This window comes from Prosthecobacter sp. (assembly GCF_029946185.1).
Classification (GTDB): domain Bacteria; phylum Verrucomicrobiota; class Verrucomicrobiia; order Verrucomicrobiales; family Verrucomicrobiaceae; genus Prosthecobacter.
Window position 1 is genome coordinate 1 of record NZ_JAQSEA010000108.1, and the last position, 2,415, is coordinate 2,415.

A 2,415-nucleotide genomic window follows, 5' to 3' on the forward strand; every position below is an offset into this window, starting at 1 on the left:
AAGAAGCTGCCAGAACTCGAAGCGCTGAAGATGTGCGCCAACGCCATCAAGCAGGGTGCCAGCGGCGTGGACATGGGGCGCAATATTTTCCAGAGTGACGCTCCTGTCTCGATGATGCAGGCGGTGCAGGGCGTGGTGCATGGCGGGCTCAATGCGAACAAGGCTTTCGAAATGTACAATGACCTCAAGAAGAAAGAGCTGAAGAAGAAGTAGGCAGTCTTTGATTTCGTTTCAAAACTCCGATTGCCGCAAGGCGGTCGGAGTTTTTTCTTTCTTGAACCCGCCAACCCGTGCTACTGCCCCTTTGATGAAACACCCCGTCTCTTTTCTGCGCACCGTCGCTCTGCTCGAAGCCATCTCGTACCTGATCCTGCTCTTCGTTGCCATGCCGCTGAAGTATGTGTGGGGCATGCAGATGGCGGTCAAGATCGTGGGCTCTGTGCATGGCGGACTGTTTGTGGTCTTCTGCTTCGCGCTTTGGCGCGTGCTGATGCATACGGGCTGGCCGTTCAGTCGTGCGGTGCTGGTGTTCATCGCCTCGCTGCTGCCGTTTGTGCCGTTCTTCATTGACCGCCGCATGCGTGCGTGGGTGGCGGCGGACTCCAACAAGACGCCGGCGTGAAGAAGGTGCTCATTCATTCCGATGGCGGCTGCCATGGTAATCCTGGCCCCGGTGGCTGGGCTGCGGTGCTGGCGTATGGCAAGCATGTGCGCGAGCTCAAAGGGGGCGTGCCGGCCACGACGAACAACCGCATGGAACTACAGGCTGCGATTGAAGCGCTGCGCATCCTCAAAGAGCCCTGTGTGATCGACTTCCATACCGACTCGCAGTATGTGCGCCAAGGCATCAGCCAATGGATCGCGGGATGGAAGCGGAACGGCTGGCGCACCAGCAGCAAGCAGGCGGTGAAAAACGCCGACCTGTGGCGCGAGCTGGATGCTGCCACTGCGCAGCACAAGATTGAATGGCACTGGGTCAAAGGCCACGCAGGACATACTGAAAACGAACGCTGTGATGTGCTGGCCGGAGAAGCCATCGCTGCGGTCAAAGCTGCGCACACGTCGCAGCAGTTGAAGAGATTGCTCGAAGAGTTCAAAGCCGAGGCCGAGGCGCAGTTGTTGTGACCTTGCCAGCAGGCGATGCCTGATAAAATCAGATGCATCATCCCCTTGCTTGAATGTCTAGTGGTTGGCTTGCGGATCCATTTTTAGCGACTCAACCCTTGCGCAGTATTCAAAAATAACTCGGTCACAGTCACCCTCTGGTAAAACGGTTTCCTGGACATTCTCTTCATCGAAGGAATTGACCATTATACGATCCAAACCATCCCCTCTTCGAACGGCAACGATGGCGAATTTATCCCGTACGGACGACTCACCGACTTCATCCAAAAGGTAGGGATCACGATTCCAATACCCAGGCAATAGTTTGGGAGTCGTAGTGCTCCCGAATTCAACGAAGCGACCGTATACAACTCACTTAGTACCGGCTATTTCCGGTCACCAAACGGCGATTCCGCACGATCAGAAACAGGCCCCCTGCGGCGAGGAGGAAGATGGCGCTGCCAGGCTCGGGAACCGGCGCGGCAAAGCCGTCATAGGCGTAGGCATTGAGGCTGTTGCTGTCGGGGAGATGCACTTCGGCGGTGGTGGTCAGATTGTTCGCCACCACGAGCCCGTCGATGTTTGAGGAGGTGCTGATGGAGGCATTAGGAGCCAGGATGCCGCCGTTGAAGTTGTGGGCATTGAAGTTGATGGTGGAGGCCTCGTAGAAGTTCCAGAGCGTGTGCTCCTGCCAGTAGTTGCTGGTGAAGTTGCCCACCATGTTGCCGTTGGTCCAGTTCACCGAGGTGCCGCTCACGTTGATGAGGACGTTGACGGTGCTGGCGTCCGTGATCAGTTCAAACTGCTGGCCATTGGGATTGTCAAAAATAGAGGCGGCAGTCACATTGAAGACCGCCAGGCCGTCGGCACCTGCCGTGGCAAAGAATTTCGTGGGTCCAGGGGAGCTTGAAGGCAAAGTGACCGTACTGTCCGCCAACATGGTGCTGAGGGCCTGTGACTGCTCGACGGAGTAACCCCGAATCTGGTTCAGGGAGGCGTCGATGCTGTGATCTGCCATCACGGAACCGCCGCCGTTGAAGTTGATGATGCGACCATTGGTGGTGCCGTCAATATAGAGGCTGCCGCGCTGCAGGTTGAGCGGGTTGCCGCTGACGAGATTGTTGCCCACGACGAACGAGCGGTCGGTGGTTGCCACCGTGTTCTTGAGGTGGTTGCCCAGATTGGCAGAATTTGCGCCCGTGAAGTCATTGCCGACAAAGGTGCGGCCCTCGATGTCAGAGGTGGTGTTGAGGTTGTTGAAGATGATCGCGTTGTAATTCCGGTAGTCCAGCGTCTGGGCTTGGAGCGAAA

At 56.9% G+C, this 2,415-nt stretch carries 3 protein-coding genes and 1 pseudogene; 3 read left to right on the top strand and 1 reads right to left on the bottom strand.

Features of this window, described 5'->3' with window-relative positions:
• The 3 genes and pseudogenes from PSV43_RS08360 to rnhA all read left to right on the top strand — a co-directional run.
• Positions 1-213: pseudogene (locus tag PSV43_RS08360) on the top strand (3-hydroxy-5-phosphonooxypentane-2,4-dione thiolase LsrF); the annotation flags it as partial.
• A gap of 94 nt (positions 214-307) precedes the next feature.
• Complete coding sequence (locus PSV43_RS08365) at positions 308-622, top strand: DUF3817 domain-containing protein (RefSeq protein ID WP_300195517.1); 315 nt, start codon at positions 308-310, stop codon at positions 620-622.
• The gene (gene rnhA, locus PSV43_RS08370) at positions 619-1,125 is read left to right on the top strand and encodes a ribonuclease HI (protein ID WP_300195519.1); all 507 of its coding nucleotides are present in this window, start codon (positions 619-621) and stop codon (positions 1,123-1,125) included. Before PSV43_RS08365 ends, rnhA begins: the two co-directional genes overlap by 4 nt.
• A gap of 355 nt (positions 1,126-1,480) precedes the next feature.
• Here rnhA and PSV43_RS08375 read toward each other — a convergent pair.
• On the bottom strand, positions 1,481-2,415 hold a 935-nt coding region (locus PSV43_RS08375; RefSeq protein ID WP_300195522.1), incomplete at its 5' end, for a collagen-binding domain-containing protein.